The organism is Flavobacterium sp. W1B, assembly GCF_047344965.1.
GTDB lineage: Bacteria > Bacteroidota > Bacteroidia > Flavobacteriales > Flavobacteriaceae > Flavobacterium.
Genome location: NZ_CP178845.1, coordinates 595,877 through 615,501 on the forward strand (window position 1 = coordinate 595,877; position 19,625 = coordinate 615,501).

Annotated in this window: 15 protein-coding genes; 6 read left to right on the forward strand and 9 right to left on the reverse strand. The window is 34.1% G+C overall.

Annotated features, from left to right (window positions below; genetic code table 11):
- Positions 1–11: 11 nt before the first annotated feature.
- A complete protein-coding gene (gene rodA, locus ACMDB5_RS02650; protein ID WP_413999473.1) occupies positions 12–1,247 on the forward strand; it encodes a rod shape-determining protein RodA in 1,236 nt (411 codons plus the stop codon).
- Here rodA and ACMDB5_RS02655 read toward each other — a convergent pair whose 3' ends face one another.
- Entirely contained in the window at positions 1,248–2,102 is an 855-nt protein-coding gene (locus tag ACMDB5_RS02655; RefSeq protein ID WP_413999474.1) for a DNA/RNA non-specific endonuclease, read from the reverse strand.
- 127 nt (positions 2,103–2,229) lie between these two features.
- A complete protein-coding gene (locus ACMDB5_RS02660) occupies positions 2,230–4,506 on the reverse strand; it encodes a carboxy terminal-processing peptidase (protein WP_413999475.1) in 2,277 nt (758 codons plus the stop codon).
- 196 nt (positions 4,507–4,702) lie between these two features.
- Between ACMDB5_RS02660 and surE the strand changes: the two genes are divergently transcribed.
- The 5 genes from surE (at position 4,703) to ACMDB5_RS02685 (ending at position 9,580) form a co-directional block, all read left to right on the forward strand.
- Positions 4,703–5,482: a 5'/3'-nucleotidase SurE gene (surE, locus tag ACMDB5_RS02665; protein ID WP_413999476.1), complete on the forward strand. Its 780-nt coding sequence runs from the start codon at positions 4,703–4,705 to the stop codon at positions 5,480–5,482.
- On the forward strand, positions 5,475–5,747 hold the full coding sequence (locus ACMDB5_RS02670) for a hypothetical protein (RefSeq protein WP_413999477.1): 273 nt from the start codon (positions 5,475–5,477) through the stop codon (positions 5,745–5,747). Before surE ends, ACMDB5_RS02670 begins: the two co-directional genes overlap by 8 nt.
- An 85-nt stretch (positions 5,748–5,832) precedes the next feature.
- Positions 5,833–6,945, forward strand: coding sequence for a lipid-A-disaccharide synthase (gene lpxB, locus ACMDB5_RS02675; protein ID WP_413999478.1), 1,113 nt, complete (start codon positions 5,833–5,835; stop codon positions 6,943–6,945).
- A 46-nt stretch (positions 6,946–6,991) separates the two neighbouring features.
- Positions 6,992–7,489 (forward strand): C40 family peptidase, encoded by a 498-nt coding sequence (locus tag ACMDB5_RS02680; RefSeq protein ID WP_413999479.1) that lies wholly within the window; start codon positions 6,992–6,994, stop codon positions 7,487–7,489.
- A 63-nt stretch (positions 7,490–7,552) separates the two neighbouring features.
- Positions 7,553–9,580, forward strand: coding sequence for a ComEC/Rec2 family competence protein (locus ACMDB5_RS02685; RefSeq protein ID WP_413999480.1), 2,028 nt, complete (start codon positions 7,553–7,555; stop codon positions 9,578–9,580).
- A gap of 4 nt (positions 9,581–9,584) precedes the next feature.
- On the opposite strand, the gene ACMDB5_RS02690 is transcribed toward ACMDB5_RS02685, so the two are convergent.
- From ACMDB5_RS02690 to ACMDB5_RS02720, 7 genes are all read right to left on the reverse strand, one after another.
- Entirely contained in the window at positions 9,585–10,043 is a 459-nt protein-coding gene (locus ACMDB5_RS02690) for a thioredoxin family protein (protein WP_413999481.1), read from the reverse strand.
- A 108-nt stretch (positions 10,044–10,151) separates the two neighbouring features.
- Complete coding sequence (locus tag ACMDB5_RS02695) at positions 10,152–10,616, reverse strand: thioredoxin family protein (protein ID WP_413999482.1); 465 nt, start codon at positions 10,614–10,616, stop codon at positions 10,152–10,154.
- A 46-nt stretch (positions 10,617–10,662) separates the two neighbouring features.
- Positions 10,663–12,468 (reverse strand): peptide MFS transporter, encoded by a 1,806-nt coding sequence (locus ACMDB5_RS02700; RefSeq protein ID WP_413999483.1) that lies wholly within the window; start codon positions 12,466–12,468, stop codon positions 10,663–10,665.
- Between the two features lie 7 nt (positions 12,469–12,475).
- Positions 12,476–13,978, reverse strand: coding sequence for a peptide MFS transporter (locus ACMDB5_RS02705; RefSeq protein WP_413999484.1), 1,503 nt, complete (start codon positions 13,976–13,978; stop codon positions 12,476–12,478).
- A gap of 1 nt (position 13,979) precedes the next feature.
- A complete protein-coding gene (locus tag ACMDB5_RS02710) occupies positions 13,980–15,638 on the reverse strand; it encodes a peptide MFS transporter (RefSeq protein ID WP_413999485.1) in 1,659 nt (552 codons plus the stop codon).
- A gap of 76 nt (positions 15,639–15,714) precedes the next feature.
- The gene (locus ACMDB5_RS02715; RefSeq protein ID WP_413999486.1) at positions 15,715–17,406 is read right to left on the reverse strand and encodes a peptide MFS transporter; all 1,692 of its coding nucleotides are present in this window, start codon (positions 17,404–17,406) and stop codon (positions 15,715–15,717) included.
- 27 nt (positions 17,407–17,433) lie between these two features.
- The gene (locus tag ACMDB5_RS02720; protein WP_413999487.1) at positions 17,434–19,602 is read right to left on the reverse strand and encodes a S9 family peptidase; all 2,169 of its coding nucleotides are present in this window, start codon (positions 19,600–19,602) and stop codon (positions 17,434–17,436) included.
- Positions 19,603–19,625: the final 23 nt, after the last annotated feature.

Consider the following 19,625-nt stretch of genomic DNA (forward strand, 5'->3'; position numbering starts at 1 on the left):
ATTCATTTCAAATGAAAAACCAAAGTATAAAGAAAAATCTGGACTGGACTTGTGTCATCATCTATAGCTTATTAGTGCTTATGGGTTGGTTGAACATATACTCCTCCTCCTTATCTTCTATTGAAGACACTTATCAAAAACAGCTTATATTTATTTTCCTGACAATTCCTCTAATTTTCATCGTACTTGCAATTGACGGGAAGTTTTATGAAAAATACGCCAGTATCATTTTCGGTATTTCTTTATTGTCCTTGGTAGGATTATTTCTATTTGGTAAAACCATCGCAGGGCAAAGATGTTGGTATGCTATTGGCAGCTTCACCCTTCAACCATCAGAGTTTGCAAAAGCAGCGACCTCATTAGCTTTAGCTAAATACCTGAGTGATTCTCAAATTAGCTTAAAAGATGTCAATAGGCAAATTCAAGCCCTTGCCATTGTATTTTTACCAGTTATGCTTATTCTGCCTCAACCGGATCCGGGAAGCGCCCTTATTTACAGCATTTTCATAATTATATTGTATCGCGAAGGACTTCCTGCTTGGTATGTTTGGACTGGATTTTCTGCAATATTATTATTTATGTTAACCCTAATAATAGAACCGCAATACGTTATACTAATCGCTTTATTGGTTATAATCCTTGTCTATTATAAATCCAGATTAGCCGACAGAAATATTATAGTAAGCGGGATTCTTTTTGTTATAATTTCGGGTTTTGTACTATCTGTAGATTATGTTTTTGATAATGTTTTCAAGCAGCATCACCGGGATCGTTTTAATATCTTGCTCGGTAAAACCGTAGATTTAAAAGGTATCGGATACAACACAAACCAATCTGAAATAGCAATTGGCTCAGGTGGCTGGATTGGAAAAGGTTTTCTTGAAGGAACTCAAACCAAAGGAGGCTTTGTACCAGAACAACATACCGATTATATTTTCACCACCGTTGGAGAAGAATGGGGTTTTGCCGGTTCTATAGTGGTAATCGGATTATTTGTAACCTTATTACTTCGTGTAATTTATCTGGCTGAAAGACAAAAGACAAAATTTAGTAGGGTATACGGCTATTGTGTCGCCGGTATTTTATTTACCCATTTCTTTGTAAATATTGCAATGGTTGTTGGCGTATTTCCAACTATTGGAGTTCCCTTGCCTTTCTTTTCTTATGGAGGATCAGGACTTTGGGGGTTCACAATTTTATTATTTATTTTTCTAAAAATGGATGCAAATAAGGTAAATGAATGGTAATTATTTAGAAAGCCAAGACCTGTAATCGGTACTTTTTTCTAACTCGTTTCCTATTTTATCATCTAATGCAGGAAAAAAATCAATTCCTGTCATACCTTCAATTCTATCTACAGAAACCACAAAATCATATAAAGGTTTCTCACTTTTTTTGTTTGGAATCAAAAAAGCAATCATTTTGAAATTCCCTCTTGAATTGTCTAATACAACCTTATAGAAAAACTCAGGTACAGCAACACGCTCTTTACCTATAGTCTTCAATGATGGAGCTAAAACACCTCCAGTAACAACAAAAACACCATCATATTTCTCTGCCCAATATCGAACTTTTTGCTCTAATCGATTCCAAATACCGCCATTAAAAGCACGATCTTGGGGCGCAATGTTTGATGTATAGAAAGTGTCATCGTAAGCTTTCTTATTAAATTGCATATCGCCAGCAGGGCATAAATGTCCTTTATCAAAACCTGATTTTTTAAAATTCCTCCAATCAGCTGATCTTGTTATAACCTTAGGATCTTCTATAAAAAAAGGTCTTTTAAAATTATTCTTCTTAATATAATTCTTCTTTAATTCGTAGGCCACCCACTCTGCTTGTTCTGATTTTTCATTATACGATAATGTATAATAATCATGATTCACAATTTGCCCTGTTGTAGAAGTAGGCAAAAAAAAAGATAAAGCAACCTCATTTACACTATTGCCTTTCTCCTTTATTCTATCTATTCGGTTACTATTGATAGGCAAAACAATCTTCCCTTCTGATAAAGAAATACTGTCTAGATTTCCCCCAGCAGAATAAAGAATAAAAATGCCAATTAAACCAAAAACAATCGGAAAAAGTTTAATATATTTCATAAACGAATATAAATTTTGCTCGTAAAATTAAATAAAATCCCAACCAAAAAGCAAAGAAAAAACGCTTCAAAAATTAAATAATTTCTGAAGCGCTTTTATGTATTTTTATCAATTTTATCAACCTAACTTAAGACTTTACAAGCTTTTCTTTTTTTAATTTGGCAGGTAAACTTTTCTTCAAATCAGCCTTAGCTTGCAAATCATCCAAAACATTCAATGCCTCTTCAATATAAATATCCTTAGATAGACCTTGATGCCATCTTTCTCTTTTTTCTTTCAAGACGCTATCTTTGGCCATTTCTTCAACTTCATAAGGCAAAGAATTAAACTTCAAAGAATTTTTATATTGAGAAATAGGCTTGTACTTTTTAGCCTTTTCTTCAATTTCGTTTTGAGCAATTCTGAATTTATCAATATTTAAACTATAAGTATTGTCCTCTCTCCTGCTATCAATCCATTTTGCATTGTCTTCTATCAACTGAAATTGAGCATTGTTAGCAATTCTATTTTTACTATTCAAAACAGCATTGTTAAAATTATCCGTTTTATTCCAAACAGTATAATCTGCAGCATCAATTTTATCCCATGGCATTGCATTCTCTACATCACGTTCACCCATTTTTAAATAAGCAAATCTATCCGGCATAACAACATCACTACTCACTCCTTCTAATTGAGTTGATCCACCATTGATTCTATAAAACTTTTGGGTTGTTGTTTTCAAAGCACCCAAATCGCCTACACCACTATTTCTAATAAATTGATTAAAATCAATAACGTTCTGAACTGTTCCTTTACCGTATGTTTGTTTGCTACCGACGATAATGCCTCTTTTGTAATCCTGAATTGCGGCTGCTAAAATCTCTGAAGCTGAAGCCGAGAAACTATTAACCATAATTACCAACGGACCATCCCATTCAATTTTTTTATCTCTATCATACAAAACTTCTTTCTTTAATCCCGCTGATTTGATTTGTACAATTGGGCCTTGCTCAATAAATAAACCTGCTATATCAACAACTGTAGACAAAGATCCTCCGCCATCATCACGTACATCAAGAACAATTCCGTTAATATTTTCCTTTTTCAATCGTGCTACTTCAATGGCAATGTCTTTTCCAGCATCTCTACCTCCCCTATTGGCAAAATCAATATAGAATTTTGGCAAATAAATAACTCCGTATTTTAAACCATCTTTATTAACAATACTTGACTTTACATAGGTTTCTTCAATTTCAACAATATCTCTTATTATAGATATAACCTTAATTGTTCCATCCACTTTTTTAACGGTAAGACGAACTTCTGACCCTTTAGGTCCTTTAATTTTTTTGACAACATCATCAAGACGCATCCCAACAATATCTACAGGATCTCCGTTTCCTTGCGCTACTTTGGTCACTACGTCACCTGCCTCAAGCTCTTTTCCTCTCCAAGCCGGACCACCTGATATCAATTCAGAAATTTCGGTAAAATCATTTTTCTTTTGAAGACGCGCACCAATTCCTTCTAATTTACCGCTTATATCTACATCAAAACGCTCTTTCTCTTCTGGTGCAAAATAATTGGTATGCGGATCAAAGCGAGCAGTAATTGAATTAATGTAAACCGAGAACCAGTCATCCCTGTCTAAATCTTTCATAAAATCAAAATACTCATTTAATGCTTTTAAAGCATTTGTTCTTGTATCTTTTTCTAGCTCAGCAAAAGTTTTTGGCTTGTTGTCCTCTTTAACTTTAGCAGAATTTTTTTTATTTTTTACGTTAAGAGGATCTGCATTAACCTTTTCACCATCCTTTAAAATCTCAGAAGATTCTTGAGTACTAGCAACGCCCTTAGCTTTATCTTCTTGCATCTTCAAAAGATCTGTCAAAGACGAAAGTGCAGATAATTTAATCTGTTTTCTCCAACGGTCCTTAAGCTCCTTTTCATTTTTTGCATAGGGCGCTTTATCATAATCCGTATTAAAAGTTTCATCAATTGAATAATCAAATGGAGTGCTTACTACTTCCTTATATATTTTTTTACTTTCTTCCATTCGTTTCATCAAACGGTCGTAGGTCAAATTAAAGAAAGTTAGATCTTTATTGATTAAAGCATCATCAAGTTCATATTCAAATTTTGAAAATTCATCAATATCAGACTGAATAAAAAAACGCTTAGAAGGATCTAAAGCTTGAATATAATCCTTATAAACCCCTTTTGAGAATTTATCATCTATAGGAGCCGGACTATAATGTCCTTTTTCGATAACAAAAGTCAATAATTCTAAAAGCAATTTGTCTTTACCTGGATCTGACTCAGCTCCCGATTTTATTTTAAACGCAAATAAAGTTGCCGAAAGAGCAACAATTGCAAGGAGTATTTTATAATTTCTCTTCATAAAGCTAATAATAGTATTCATCCAAATTTTTAAACTAATTTACAGTAAAAAACATGCCAACACTTACTGTGCCCACATAAATTTTTGTTAAAGATATAAAATTGTTTTTTTTGTTTTGGCATTAAACCACCAGTTAATAAATTTTGTTTTTCTTTGTTTGAAAGATACAAATCTGTACAATTTGATTGGATTTTCCAAATCATAAACTCGAAATATAATGAATAAAGAAAAGCCTTTAATTTTAATAACAAATGACGATGGGGTTTCGGCTCCCGGACTTAGAGCGTTAATTGCCGTTATGTCCGAAATTGGAGAGGTTGTAATTGTAGCTCCTGACAAGCCACAAAGCGGCATGGGACACGCCATTACCACAAACAACACCTTGTATCTAAATAAAATTTCGAAAGAAAACGACGCTATTTTAGAATATAGTTGCTCGGGAACTCCGGTAGATTGTGTAAAACTGGCGGTAAATGAAATTCTGAAAAAGAAACCAGACCTTTGTGTATCAGGAGTGAATCATGGCTCCAATTCTTCGATCAACGTTATTTATTCAGGAACAATGAGTGCCGCCTTAGAAGCTGGTATCGAGGGAATTCCCGCCATCGGTTTTTCACTTTTGGATTACGATTGGAATGCGGATTTTGAAACCATGAAACCATTTATTAAAAAAATCACCATGGAAGTATTAGAAAACAAACTTCCGCAGGACATCGTTTTAAATGTAAATTTCCCCAAGTTAAAGAAGGAAAATATCAAAGGGATCAAAGTCTGTCGTCAGGCTAAAGCGCTTTGGATGGAAAAATTTTATAAGCGACAAACTCCTCAAGGAAGGGATTATTACTGGCTTGCCGGAGAATTTGTAAATCAGGACAAAGGAGAAGACACTGACGAATGGGCATTAGAAAACGGCTACATTTCTGTGGTTCCCGTTCAGTTTGACCTGACTGCGCATCATGCAACTCAACAACTTAATACCTGGAAATGGAATGAATAAAATTGATTTAGTTATTGGATTAATAATTGGTTTTTTAGCCTCCTTGGTAGGTTGCTTTATTTTTATCACTTTTTTTACCGATTATCATTTTATAAATGGAATTCGCATCATGAAATTACAAGGTTCGCTGGGAAAATTAATTACTCTCGGTTGTATTCTTGACTTGGTCGTCTTTGCTCTTTTACTAAAACTAAACAAAGAACTTATGGCTCGTGGCGTTATATTAGCCGTTATCGCAATAGCGATTCTTACTTTGTTTATTTAAAATAACATCCAATTAACTTGATTGATGCCCTTTCAATACCTAATTTTGGTAACGAAAGTTTTTTAACCCAATCACAATCTCAAAAATGAAATACTACATTATAGCGGGTGAAGCCTCAGGCGACTTACATGGTTCTAATTTAATGAAATCTTTGTACAAAGAAGACGTAAATGCTGACATCCGGTTTTGGGGAGGCGACTTAATGCAACAAGTAGGTGGCACTTTGGTTAAACATTACAAAGAATTGGCTTTCATGGGTTTTGTCGAGGTACTGTTCAATCTTAAAACCATCTTAGGCAACATCAAAATATGTAAAAAAGACATTATTGAGTTCCAACCCGATGCGATTATTTTTATTGATTACCCGGGATTTAATATGCGCATAGCAAAATGGGCAAAAGAAATTGGCATCCGAACACATTATTACATTTCTCCACAAATTTGGGCTTGGAAAGAGAATAGAATTGCAGCTATCAAACGCGATGTAGACAAAATGTATGTTATTTTGCCTTTCGAAAAAAACTTCTACGAAGACAAACACAACTATCCCGTGGAATTTGTTGGACATCCTTTAATTGACGCAATTCACAACCAAGCTGCAATTGATTCAGAAGTTTTTAGAACAGAAAACCATTTAAACGAAAAACCAATTATAGCATTACTTCCCGGCAGCAGAAAACAAGAAATCACCAAAATGCTTTCGGTGATGCTGAGTGTAGTAGCTGATTTTCCGGAATATCAATTTGTAATTGCCGGCGCGCCGAGTCAGGAATATGATTTTTATAAGAGTTTTATTTCCAATGAAAACATCAATTTTATTTCTAATAAAACCTATGATTTGTTAAAAAATGCAACAGCAGCCTTAGTCACATCAGGTACGGCTACGCTCGAAACGGCTCTTTTCAAAGTACCGGAAGTTGTTTGTTACAAAGGAAGTTGGGCTTCGTACCAAATTGCCAAACGCATCATTACCTTAAAATACATTTCGCTTGTAAACCTTATCATGGATGAAGAAGTGGTGACTGAACTAATCCAGGATGACTTTAACAGTAAAAACATTAAAAGAGAATTAAAAAAAATACTGGAACCCCAATACCGCAAACAACTCTTGGAGAAATATGATTTGCTGGAGAATAAACTTGGCGGAATTGGAGCCAGCGAAAAAACGGCCAAATTAATTGTTGCCGATCTCAAATAATTTTAATCTAATAAAATCTAATTCCGGATTATAAAAAAATACGCATTTGAAACAATTATTATCACTCCTATTATTACTTATCATTTTTACTTCTTGTAATTCTTCTAAAGCCGTCTCTAATTCGACTTCTAAAAAGAATGCGGGAAAAGCTAGCTCTTTAGCTGAGCAAATAATAAACTCAGCCTCTGAAAATATTGGTATTCGTTACAAAATGGCAGGCACAACAAAATCAGGCTACGATTGCTCCGGCTTGGTTTATTCAACTTTTGATTTGTATGACATCAAGCTTCCAAGAAGTTCTTTTGAGCAGTCAAAAATTGGAATTGAATTGGGTAAGAATGTCGAAAAAGCCAAAAAAGGGGATTTAATATTCTTTAAAACAAATAAGAGATCAAAAATAAACCATGTTGGAATTGTAACTGAAGTACTGGATGATGAAATCCGTTTTGTGCATTCATCAACCTCAAGAGGAGTTATTATTTCATCTACAAAAGAGCCTTATTATCAAAATTCTTTCGTTCAATTAAATCGAATTTTACAATAAATTGCTTCCTTAAATAAAGTACATTTTATCGCTAAAAAGCTGTACTTTAGAACAATGAAAGTGATGCAATTCCCTTTAGCGAGAATTACAGTGGCTTTTATTCTGGGAATAATAGCCGGTTTTTATCTAAAACCAAATCCAATATTTGTATTTGGTTTATTGATTGCTGTCTTTTTTATCTTTATTATCAGCTACTTTTTACAAAAAAACACCTTTGGAAAAGGGATCTATTTTGGTTTATCCACTTATTTTTTATCTTTTCTTATTGGAGTCACGACCCAAATTATTCACACAGACTCTTACCAAAAAAGTAATTATACCCACAATGAAACCGTATTTAAGAAGCCGCAAATCCTATCAATAGTTATTCGCGAAAAACTAAAAAGCTCCAACTATAACTACCGTTATATTGCCCTTATAAATCATATAGGATCCAAAGAATATACCGGAAGAATAATTCTAAACATCCCAAAAGACAGTTTAAACCATACATTTGAAACCGGAACTATATTGCGCATTAAAGGAATGTTATACAAACACAAACTTCCTAATAACCCGAACCAGTTTGATTATGGAGCCTATTTAAAGAACAAACAAATCTATGCGCAATTGTATGCAGATCATGAACAAATAAACATAAGTTCTGCTTTAAAAAAGGATATTTGGTATTACAGCTCCAGATTTACTTCCTCAATTATACATAATTTAGAAAAAAAGGGATTCAACAAAACCGAATTAAATGTCGCCGTTGCATTAATTATGGGGCAACAGCAGGACATTTCACCAGAAATTATTCGGGATTATCAATATGCCGGAGCTGTTCATATATTGTCGGTTTCAGGATTACACATCGGCTTTATATTGCTTTTTGTCACCTTTATCCTGAAGCCCATCCCAAATACAAAAAAAGGAAAATTATTGAAACTGCTAATCACATTGATCTCTTTATCCCTATTTGGATTAGTGGCGGGTCTTGCTCCTTCGGTTGTACGATCAGTAACTATGTTCTCCTTTGTGGCAATAGGCTATTACCTGAGTAGAAGCGTCAATATTTACCACACTATATTGGTTTCTATTTTCCTTATTCTGCTATTTCAACCTTCTTTTCTTTTTGATGTTGGTTTTCAGTTAAGCTATGTCGCTTTATTCTTTATCATTTGGTTTCAGCCTTTATTGAGTACTATCTGGTCGCCAAAATCCAAAGTGTTACAATATATTTGGGGAATACTTACCGTTTCTTTTGCAGCACAAATAGGTACTTTGCCTTTGAGTATTTATTATTTTCATCAATTTCCAGGCTTATTTTTCCTGACCAATATAGCCATCATTCCATTATTGAGTTTCATAATGATTTTGGGAGTCGTGGTGATGTTATTGGCTTCTTTAGATTACGTTCCTTTTTTATTGACAAAACCATTTGAATGGAGTATTTATTTCTTGAACAAAATTGTAAACTTCATCGCTTCATTCGAACAATTTATAATCAAAGATATTCCATTCAACGCCTATTTATTAGCGAGTTTCTACTTAACAATTATTGCTTTTATAGTCTTTTTTCAAAACCCCAATTTCAAAAAACTTACAATTGCATTAATCTCTATTATCACCATCCAGCTTGTCTTTATAACAAACCAATGGAAAATTAATCAGCAACAAGAATGGCTTGTTTACAACGTAAAAAAGAATACGCTAATTACAGAGCGCTATGGAAATAAAGTAGCTTTGTACGCCAATGACAGCATCTTAAAGTCCAATCAAAACCACAATGTACTCCAATCTTATTTAGTGGGCAATTTTAGCACTTTGAATGCAAAAGAAAAAATTAAAAATGTGCTTTATTTTAAGGGAAATAAAATTCTTATTATAGACAGCTTGGCCGTTTATCCCAAAGACTCAAATCCAGATATTCTATTACTCACCCAATCACCAAAAGTAAATTTAGAAAGAATACTGCAAAATCTAAAACCCAAAATCGTTGTTGCAGATGGATCCAATTACAGAACGATTCAAAAAATATGGAAAGTGAGTTGTGAAAAACAACGAATCCCTTTCCACTCAACTGGTGAAAAGGGATTTTATATATTGAATTAAAAACTTATTCTTCTTCTGTCTTGGCATTCAAAATTTTATTAGAATCTTCGATCCAAGCCTTAACACCTCCAGGCTTGTAACCTATTTTACCCAATAAACGATAACTTATTTTGTTTTTACGAGTCACTGCATTTGAAAAACAAATCTCAGGTAAATTCTGTACTCCAAAAGCTTTTTTAAGCGACTGATTTCGTTCAATATTTTCATTTGAAGAATTATCAGTCAAATCCAGCTTTACCAAAACCACATTATCTCTTGACCAAAGGGCAAAATCTAAGGTTTTTAATATTTGGGATTCCAAAATCTTATCTGCATTATTATCTGTAAACAAAATCAACATTGGTTTTTTTTGTTCTTTACTAACAGTAATTGCATTGCTAATGTCGGTATTCCAATTTAAAACTTGAGCTTCTACGCTTAAAGAAAGCAACATCAAAAACGACAAAAATATTTTTTTACACATCAGATATTCAGTTTACTTTATTACTTTTTAAACTATAATGATTATAGTATACATTATTTACAATGCGCTAAAAGTAATAAAATAAATACAAAATCCAATTAAAAAAATTTATGATTTGGACTTAATAATTTTGTTAGCCACTTCTAACCAAGCAGCTGGACCGCCGGCAACGTAACCCGTGCTTCCTAATCCTTCAAAATTTACCTTGCCTCCTTTATTCGTTCCTTTGGCAAAATGAACCGTCGGATATCCCTGAATTCCAAAGGTTTGTTGCAATTCATTGTTTTGTTTTTTAAGCTCCGGTGTTTGAGCAGTTCTTCTCGGATAATCTAATTCTACAAGAACAACATTTTCTTTAGCCCATTTTTCGAACTCAGGCGTTTTCAAAACCTCTTTTTGCAATCGGATACACCAACCACACCAATCACTTCCTGTAAAAAACAGCAATAAGGGTTTCTTATTTTTTTTAGAAACTTCAATTGCTTTTTTGACATCTGTGTGCCAAACCAATTCTTGGGCTTCAACTGCAAAAGAGCCCACCAAAAGCAACAATGTTATAAATATCTTTTTCATAAATTTTTTTTTAAAAATTATTCAACTCAAAAATCGAACCAAAATCTTATCGAACACCATGCATTAACTTCTTAATTACTGGTGCCATTAAAATTGAAAACACCCCTACCGTTACCGATATGATAGTTAACATCCAAAAGAAATAGCTTAATCCGTGCTCGTTTGCAATTTTGTCAATATTCTCACCAAACATACCTGCCCCTTTCATTCCTATCGCCACAGCTAGATACCAAACTCCAAACATAAAAGCAATCATTCTTGCCGGCACCAATTTACTCACATAAGACAAACCTACAGGCGAAATACACAATTCAGCCATTGTATGGAATAAATATACTAAAATAAGCCAAATCATACTTACCGAAGCTGTTTTTGCTCCCGCTTCAATTCCATTAGCTCCAAAAGCGATACAAGCCATACCCATTGCCAATAATCCCATACCGATACCATACTTAAAATTAGCCGACGGATTGTATTTACTTTCCCATAATTTTGAAAATAAAGGAGCCAAAGTTATAATGAACAAAGAATTCAATGTCGAAAACCAAGTAGCCGGAACTTCTGTCAAAGCAGTTGTTACTTTCTCAATTTTTAATAATGCTAGCGTTTCATCAGATAATGACAAATAACCTGCCGTATAATAATCCTTTGCCAACATCCAAATTGCAATGGCCCAAATAATCACAAAACTCATGCTTAGAATAATATTAGCAAGAGCATAATCTTTGAACGTTTTCTTAAACATTAAATACAAAACAAAGGTAATAATAGCTAAAGGTAAAATGGTGATCAAGGAATTCATAACCAAGAAAACAACACTCCAATTTCCTTCCAAAACTCGGTTCGTATAATCATTTGCAAAAATGGTCAAACTGTTTGGAGATTGCTCAAAAATAGCCCAAAAGAAAATGGTTAAGAAAGCAAAGAAAGTAACCGCTATTAATTTTTCTCTTGTAATTTGAGAATACTGCGTAAAGCGATAAACAAGCAAAATAATAAATAAAACCAGGGCTGTTACAATTGCGATAGAATTACCATTTGCACCTAAAAAGCCAAACACATTTACTTTTCCTCCAGAAATTTTAGAAGCAGGATCATTCAAAATCCAAAGTAATCCCAATATCGAAGACATTGCAATTACAACTAACTGCCAAGGAGTAAAAGGATTTCTTTTATCTGTATCTAATGCAGCAGCTTTGGCAACACTCTCTTTATTTGGTTTTAAACCAATCTCACCAAAAATATTTTGTGACAACCAAAATTGTAACATCCCGAAGAACATAAAAATTCCAGCAAGTCCAAATCCATAACTCCAGCCCACTTTTTCTCCTAAGTATCCACAAAGCAAAATTCCGAAGAAAGCACCTGCGTTAACTCCCATGTAAAACAAAGTATAAGCTCCGTCTTTTTTCTCCGGACGATCTTTGTACATTTCGGAAATTATAGAAGTCATATTAGGTTTGAAAAAACCATTCCCGAAAACTAATAACAATAATCCTAAATAAATAGAAAACTCTGTTTCAACAGCCATCGAAGCGTGTCCGAGAGTCATTAAAACAGCACCAACGACAACCGCCCATCTAAAACCAATCACTTTATCGGCAAAGTAACCACCCATCATTGTTGACAAATAGACCAAACCTACATAAGACCCAAATAAAGCAGATGCGTTTTCACGAGTCCATTCCCAACCGCCATCAGCAAATGATGTTGTTAAAAATAATATCAATAAAGAACGCATTCCGTAGAATGAGAATCGTTCCCACATTTCGGTGAAAAACAAAACGAATAATCCGGCTGGATGCCCTAAAACGGAATTTTTAAAAAACTGGTCTGTTGTATTCTGAGTCATATTTATATTATTTTACTTCCTGCATTAATTTTTTAACAAAAGGAGAAATCGCGATTAAAACAAGCCCTGCGATTAAGGCATAAATAGCTAATTGATAGTAACCATCAGTATAGGTGTTTAGCTTTTCTAAATTAGTTGCATTTTTTGAAGCTTTCGCAATATTTGCTCCTAAAATTCCGGCAAAATATTGACCGTAAGCACTCGCTAAAAACCACATTCCCATAATTACAGCTTGTGTTTTTTGTGGCGATAATTTCGTCATTGCGCTCATTCCAATTGGAGACAAACATAGTTCTCCAAAAGTGATAATAAACCAACCAAACGCAAATACCCCAAGTGATGTTCTTCCTGAAGCGTCAGCAAAAAACTGAGTGTAATAGAAAACCCAGAAACCTCCAGCTAAAAACAAAAAGGCTAAACCAAATTTTATGATTGTATTAGGCTCAATTTTCTTTTTTGCCATCCATAACCAAACCAATCCAACTAAAGCCGCAAAAGTAATTACAAAGAAAGAATTGGCAGAATTGTTTACTCCATTTGGACTCAATGTAACTCCAGCAACAGTATTGTTTAAGTTATTTGCTGCAAACAGACTTAAAGAACCACCGCTTTGCTCAAAAAATGCCCAAAAGACAATTGAAAAAAGGATAAACACTAAAGCCGCTAATAATTTTTTGTTTTCAACTATAGAAAAATTTCTCATTTCATAAAACAAATACAAAATGGAAATTGGACCAATGGCATACATGAAATAATCTGTATATTCAGTATTTGCAACCATAATGATTACAATTGGAATAATTAAAACAGAACCTAAATAAGTTAAGTTTTCCAATAATTTTCTTCGTGAAGCTTCTAAATTTGGTAATGGTGAAAGTCCAATAGTTGCTAAACTTTTTTGTGTTTGAGTAAAAGTTAACAAACTAATTACCATTACTAAAGCCGCAAAACCAAAACCTACATTCCAACGCAAATGCTCAGGAACTATTGATTTCCATAGAGAACCTTCAGCGACAGCAATACATATGTATCCACCAATGAATGCTCCTAAATTCACACCCATATAAAAGAATGAAAATCCGGCATCGCGTCTTGGGTCATTATCTTTATAAAGTTGTCCAACCATAGAAGAAATATTAGGCTTAAAAAAACCTGTTCCTACAATTGTAAACCCTAATCCAGTAAAAAATAAATTTTTTGGATCAATTGCTAAAATGACACTTCCGATAATCATTAAAATTCCACCCCAAAAAAGAGACTTCCTTAAACCTAGAATTTTATCTGCAAATAATCCGCCAATAAAGGTAAAAGCATAAACCCAAGCTTGAGTAGCACCATATTGTAAATTTGCAACTTCTTCATCCATGGCTAAATGATTTACCATGAATATAACTAACATTCCTCTCATTCCGTAAAAACAGAATCGTTCCCACATTTCTGAGAAAAACAAATACCACAATTGTTTTGGATATTTGCCTTTAAAATTTTGTATTTCTTCTATTGTTTGCATACTAATTGATTCCGTGATCTTTCATCACCTTATTTAAATTTTTCACCAAAGCAAACATCAGTACCGTTGCAAATAGCAACAAGCCAAAGTTCACCCAAAAAAAGTTTGCTTTATCATCGTATTGATCCCACATACTGGCCAAAACGCCACTTAATTTATTTCCGATTGAAGTTGACAAAAACCAACCACCCATCATTAAAGCCGTAATGTTTTTTGGAGATAATTTGGACACAATCGATAATCCCATCGGACTCAAAAATAATTCTCCGATGGTGATAATTCCATAATTAGCAACTAACCACCAAACCGACACTTTTTCGGCACCATTTCCACCAATATGAACCGCGGCAACCATTACCAATACAGATAATGCCGAGATCAATAATCCGAATGCAATTTTTGTTGGAGTCGATGGTTCTTTTCTTCTGCTACGCAAAAACGTAAAAAATGCTACAATCAAAGGAGTCAAAATAATCACCCAACCTGGATTTATCGACTGACTTAAATTAGTCGCCCAAATTGATACTTTTGATCCTTCGGCAGGTTTTTTGTCTTCGGCTACGTTTCTAAAATAAACCGGATAATCAACTGTTTTTACCACTTCGCCGTTTTCCTTTTGCAGTCTAAAACTAGCATCATACAATTCAGTCGAATCTTTTTTGAATTCTACTTCCTTAGCCAATTTCAAACCATTGAAAACCGTTTGGGTAGTTCCAGTAATTTCCCTGTCGGTATAACGGTCTGCCCATGTTGTCAACGCAGAACCATTCAATTTAAAAACCGCCCAAAATAAAATAACCACGGCAAAAATAGAAAGCAATGCACCTATTTGTCGCTTCTCTTCTACTTTTGCTTTAAAATATAAACTTCCATAAAAATAAACTACCGGAATACATGCAAAAATGAATGCATCGGTACTATCAGAACCAAAAATAGCACTGTCTAAATTCATATCAGATTGCACACCTTTGATCAACCAACCAATAACTCCAAACACAACCGACGGAACTAAGATGTACAACACAATTTTTGAAAACGGCATATCGCCTTCTTGAATTCCTTTTTTATCCGTTTTATCACCATAATGTTTTGTCCCCATTAGGAAAACAATAACGCCAATAAACATTCCCAATCCTGCCGCCATAAAAGCGTATTGCCATCCTAAAAGTATTTGCAAGGCCGCACCAAAGAAGTTACAGATGAAAGCACCCACATTTATTCCCATATAGAAAATATTGTATCCTTCGTCCTTCTTGTCTTTGTATTTCTCTTCGTCATAGAAGTTACCTAAAAGTGTGGAAATATTCGGTTTGAAAAAACCATTACCCACAATAACTAGCGTCATGGCTACATACAACATGGTCAAACTATGAATTCCCATCATAAAATAACCCGCACCCATCATCAATCCACCAAGAACAATCGAATTCCTATATCCTAAATATCTGTCGGCAACTAAACCACCGATGAAAGGAGTCAAGAAAACTAATGCAATGAAAGTTCCATACAAGTCAGAAGCTTCTTTCTCAGTCATGGCAAATCCAGCTTCTACATCTTTTAGATATAAAGTAAAGATTCCAATCATTAAATAATAACCGAAACGTTCCCACATTTCAGACAGAAACAAAAACGGCAATGCTTTTGGGTGGTTCTTCCACATAATAAAGTAGGTTTAAAATTAAAAAATTACCTACCCCAAATAAATCGGATAGGTAATTGTGTATAGTTGTTAAATTTTAGCGAACTCCGTGCATCATTTTCTTTAAAAGTGGAGTCAGAGCAAATAAAACTACTGCTGCAATCCCTGTTAAAATCACAAAAACCATGAAGAACTCAAAAAGATTATGAATTTCAAAACCAGCAAAAATTGGATTTGTTGCGCTAATCTGATGTGTTTCTAAAAGCTGTAATTGCTCTGGAGTGGCAACAACCGTTTTATCTAAAATTGGTTGCAAGTCAACTCCCAATTCTTTAGCTTTTGCAAACTTCTCTCCTGTTGCTGGCATGATAGAGCCTAAAGTACCTGATAAAGCGTATCCGGCAGCATTAGACAAGAAAAACACACCAAAAAGCAAGGAAGAAAAACGTTTTGGTGATAATTTACCTACCAAAGACAATCCTATTGGTGACAAACACAACTCAGCAAAAGTTTGAATTAAATACAAAAGAATCAACCATTTTATAGCTAGAAGTCCACTGTTACCTAAATCTTTTACGTTGTAAGCAATTATAAAATAACTCAATGCAATCAATGCTAAACCAATTGCTTGCTTCACCGGAGATATTGGTTCTTTACCTTTTTCTCTCAATTTATCCCACAGAATACTAAAAGGCAAAGCGAAAGCAAAAACGAAAATTCCGTTGAATACCTGAACCATCGAGGCTGGCATTTGCCATCCAAACATAAAAGTCCTATCGGTTTGATTTGCTGCAATAAATGTCAAAGAAGATCCTGCTTGCTCAAAAGCCGCCCAGAAAAATATAATAAAAAAGGCAACAATATAAATCACGAAAATTCGGTCTCTTTCTACTTTTGTCAACGAACTATCAGAAATAATCAATCCTGCCAATGTCAATCCACTTGCATAAATAATTGGATAAATTAATGTTTTTATAAAATTATCTCCGTCTAAAATATAACGGAAAGCAAAGAACAAAATCACAAAAGCAATAACAGCACCAACCAAAGCTTGTGTTGAGAAAACCGCTTTTTGAGCTTCGCCTTCTTCATAATCACTTACATCATTCTTAGATGGCAATCCTCCTAATGGTTTTCCTTCTGGAGTAACAACATATTTATTTTTCAATACATAAAAAACGGCTGTTCCAATCAACATCGCAATTGATGCCGCCAAGAATCCCCATTTGAAAGCATGTATATTCTGAACACCATTTACAACTTCGTCACCTAAATAAGGACAGATTGTTTGCCCTAAAAAGGCACCCAAATTGATTCCCATATAGAAAATTGTAAAAGCAGTATCTAGCTTGGTTTTTTCTTGTTTTGGATATAAACTCCCAACCATACTTGAGATGTTTGGCTTAAAAAAACCATTTCCAAAAATAATAATTCCCAATGCTGACCACATTAAAGTATTGGCCAAACTCATATTTGAACCAAAAACACTGGCACTGGTAAACAACAATAGCTGTCCTATAGCCATCATTAATCCTCCCAACAAAATACAATTTCTGTTTCCAAAGAAACGATCGGCAATAAAACCACCCAACATAGGTGTTAGATAACAAAGTCCCAAGAAACCTCCATAAATTAACGATGCTTCCGACTCTTTCATCATTAAAGAGTTTACCAAAAACAAGGTAAGAATTGCTCGCATTCCGTAGAAATTGAAACGCTCCCACATTTCGGTTCCAAATAATACCCAAAGACCTTTTGGATGTTTCGATTTCACTGCTACTTCACTCATTTTTATTATATAGGTTAAATTGGTTTATTATAAATTCTCTTTGATGAAATTTGTCATCTTGTTGTACAATTGAACTCTGGTTTTCCCACCGTAAATTCCATGATTTTTATCCGGATAAATCTCTGAGTCAAATTGCTTATTTGCCTGAATTAAAGCCTCCATCATTTGCATAGAATTCTGAACATGCACATTATCATCTGCACTTCCATGAATTAAAAGGAATTTTCCATTTAATTTATCAACATGGTTGATTGGCGAATTATCGTCGTAACCACTTGCGTTCTCTTGTGGAGTCTGCATATATCTTTCGGTATAAATGCTGTCATAAAATCTCCAATTGGTTACCGGAGCAACAGCAATTGCCATTTTAAACGTATCATTACCTTTCAAAAGACAATTAGAAGCCATAAATCCTCCGTAAGACCAGCCAAATATACCTATTCTGGATTTATCAACAAATGAATAATTTCCTATCACTTTAGCAGCATCAATTTGATCTTCCACTTCATATTTCCCTAATTGCAATTGGGTTACTTTCTTAAAATCGGCTCCTTTAAAACCAGTTCCTCTTCCGTCAACACAAGCTACAATATAACCTTGTTGCGTAAGCATCATAAACCAATAATCATTGCTACCAATACCTTGATTAGCTACCTGCTGAGAACCTGGTCCAGAATACTGATGCATGAAAACCGGGTATTTTTTGTTGGGATCAAAATCTTTTGGCTTAATCATCCAAGCGTTTAATTCGATTCCTTTCTCTGTTTTCAGAACAAAAAACTCTTTTACTGGCAAATCATAGGCTTTTAATTTAGAAGCCAGTGCCGCATTGTCCTCAATAACTTTTATTTTTTTTCCATTTTTGGCCTCGTTCAGCGTATAAGTAGTTGGCTGAGACGCATTAGAAAAAGTACCGATAAAATATTGGAAATTTGGACTAAAAGTAGCTCCACTTGTTCCTGTTCCTGCAGACAAACGCACCTTGTTTTTGCCGTCAAGAGCTATTCTATAAATATCACGATTAATTGAACCGTTTTCTACCGATTGATAAAAAACAGTGCTTGTTTTTTCGTCAAAACCATAATAAGAAGTTACCTCCCAGTTTCCTTCAGTAACCTGATTTCGCAACTTTCCATTTTTATCATAAACATAAATATGATTGAAACCGTCTTTTTCGCTTGTCCAAATAAAACTGTTGTCTTTTAAGAAAGTTAAATTATCCGTCACATCTACATAAGCCTTATCTTTTTCGTTCAAAACGACTTTTGTTGCACCCGTAGTTCCATCAACAAACAACAAATCCAAATTGTTTTGATGACGATTTAAAACCTGAGCCGATAAAACATTAGCATCATTGGTCCATTTTAATCTGGCAATGTAAAAATCATTGTAGTTCCCTAAATTGATTTTTTTAGTGTCTTTAGAAGCTTCATCAAACACATGCAATGAAACTAGAGAATTTTTCTCTCCCGCTTTTGGGTATTTGAATGTTTCAATGGTAGGATACAAATTTTTGTGAAACATTGACATCGAGAATTCAGGAACCTGACTTTCGTCAAAACGAATATAAGCAAGTTTCTTACTGTCTTTACTCCAATCGAATGCTCTTACAAAAGCAAACTCTTCCTCATAAACCCAGTCCGTAATACCATTAATTATTGCATTTTTCTTCCCATCAGTAGTAATCTGAGTAGTTGCTTTTGAATCTAAATCATATACATAAAGATTATTCTCCCTTGCATAAGCGATCTTTTTTCCGTCTGGTGAAAATGTTGGTTCTTGCACCTGAAAGTCAAATAACTTAGTCAGCTCTTTATTAGTCGTGTCATATAAATAATAATCTGCGGTAAAAGAGTGACGAAAAATTTGAGTGGAGTTACAAGCTAATAAAATCTTTTTCTCGGCTGAGTCAAAAGTATAGCTATTAATCATTGGTAAACCAGGATGGTTTTTGGTATCGACTAAAGTAGATGTCTTTTTGAGCGTTGCAAAATCATACAAATCAATCTGCATCGACTTCGTTGCTCGGTCAAAATTTAAGACTGTATATTGATTTGAATTTTTCATGGACTGTAGAGCGTCCATTCCTTGGGTACGGAAAGTACCGTTATAAATTTCATCAACTGTTATTTTTTGTTGTCCAAAAACGGCGAAACATAAAAATAAAAATAAGACCGAAAAGCGCTTAGAATTCATACTATTGATTTATATATAAAAAA

What these genes read in the sequence shown, in the direction of transcription:
- surE (WP_413999476.1), top strand. Translation starts at nt 4,703, where the DNA reads ATGAATAAAGAAAAGCCTTTAATTTTAATAACAAATGACGATGGGGTT.
- ACMDB5_RS02685 (WP_413999480.1), top strand. Translation starts at nt 7,553, where the DNA reads ATGCAATTCCCTTTAGCGAGAATTACAGTGGCTTTTATTCTGGGAATA.
- ACMDB5_RS02660 (WP_413999475.1), bottom strand. Translation starts at nt 4,506, where the DNA reads ATGAATACTATTATTAGCTTTATGAAGAGAAATTATAAAATACTCCTT.
- ACMDB5_RS02715 (WP_413999486.1), bottom strand. Translation starts at nt 17,406, where the DNA reads ATGAGTGAAGTAGCAGTGAAATCGAAACATCCAAAAGGTCTTTGGGTA.
- ACMDB5_RS02670 (WP_413999477.1), top strand. Translation starts at nt 5,475, where the DNA reads ATGAATAAAATTGATTTAGTTATTGGATTAATAATTGGTTTTTTAGCC.
- ACMDB5_RS02720 (WP_413999487.1), bottom strand. Translation starts at nt 19,602, where the DNA reads ATGAATTCTAAGCGCTTTTCGGTCTTATTTTTATTTTTATGTTTCGCC.
- ACMDB5_RS02705 (WP_413999484.1), bottom strand. Translation starts at nt 13,978, where the DNA reads ATGCAAACAATAGAAGAAATACAAAATTTTAAAGGCAAATATCCAAAA.
- rodA (WP_413999473.1), top strand. Translation starts at nt 12, where the DNA reads ATGAAAAACCAAAGTATAAAGAAAAATCTGGACTGGACTTGTGTCATC.
- lpxB (WP_413999478.1), top strand. Translation starts at nt 5,833, where the DNA reads ATGAAATACTACATTATAGCGGGTGAAGCCTCAGGCGACTTACATGGT.
- ACMDB5_RS02655 (WP_413999474.1), bottom strand. Translation starts at nt 2,102, where the DNA reads ATGAAATATATTAAACTTTTTCCGATTGTTTTTGGTTTAATTGGCATT.
- ACMDB5_RS02690 (WP_413999481.1), bottom strand. Translation starts at nt 10,043, where the DNA reads ATGTGTAAAAAAATATTTTTGTCGTTTTTGATGTTGCTTTCTTTAAGC.
- ACMDB5_RS02710 (WP_413999485.1), bottom strand. Translation starts at nt 15,638, where the DNA reads ATGTGGAAGAACCACCCAAAAGCATTGCCGTTTTTGTTTCTGTCTGAA.
- ACMDB5_RS02695 (WP_413999482.1), bottom strand. Translation starts at nt 10,616, where the DNA reads ATGAAAAAGATATTTATAACATTGTTGCTTTTGGTGGGCTCTTTTGCA.
- ACMDB5_RS02700 (WP_413999483.1), bottom strand. Translation starts at nt 12,468, where the DNA reads ATGACTCAGAATACAACAGACCAGTTTTTTAAAAATTCCGTTTTAGGG.